General features: G+C 57.3%; 1 pseudogene. It reads right to left on the reverse strand.

Going from position 1 to position 693, the window contains the following annotated elements:
• Positions 1-122 precede the first annotated feature (122 nt).
• Positions 123-569, reverse strand: a pseudogene (locus ROE7235_RS19805) (DDE-type integrase/transposase/recombinase); the annotation flags it as partial.
• Positions 570-693 lie beyond the last annotated feature (124 nt).

The following is a 693-nucleotide window of genomic DNA, read 5'->3' on the forward strand; positions in this document are numbered from 1 at the left end:
ACAGATTGCCTCGCAGCATCACATCACAGGGTGGCCGGATGCTCCGGAATCAGTGGCCGGATAAAATCGGAATGGGTGGCCGGATACTTTCGGAATCACTGGCCGGATGACCCCGGAATACGCAGCCATTCGTGCCTGACGGTGCGGTTGTATCGCTCTATGTAGGCGTTCTGCTGGGGCTGGCCGGGTTGGATGTGCAGGATGGCAACCCCATGCTTCTCGGCCCATTTCATCAGCTTTTCGCTGATGTATTCCGGGCCGTTGTCGACCCTTATGGTGCTTGGCTTTCCGCGCCATTCGATGATCCGATCAAGGCTCCGGATCACGCGCTCGGCGGGCAGGGAAAAGTCCACCTCGATGCCCAGCCCTTCGCGGTTGAAGTCGTCCAGCACGTTCAGCAGCCGAAATGCCCGACCATCACCCAGCCGATCCGCCATGAAATCCATCGACCAGGTCATGTTGGGTGCTTCCGGCACAGCCAGCGCGTCAGGTTTGTCCCGTTTCAACCGCTTACGAGGTTTGATCCGCAGGTTCAGTTCCAGCTCGCAGTAGATGCGGTAAACGCGTTTGTCGTCTAATCGGTCAAGGCTCTTTCCAGGTCTTATTTGTCGCTGTGCGTCCATTGCGTTGTCGTCTTCGAGGTCAGGAGATCATATCTGCCTCACAGTGGCGCCATGCTTAAAAGCCTCTCGA

Origin of the sequence: Roseinatronobacter ekhonensis, from assembly GCF_900499075.1 — a bacterium.
GTDB classification, from domain to species: domain Bacteria; phylum Pseudomonadota; class Alphaproteobacteria; order Rhodobacterales; family Rhodobacteraceae; genus Roseinatronobacter; species Roseinatronobacter ekhonensis.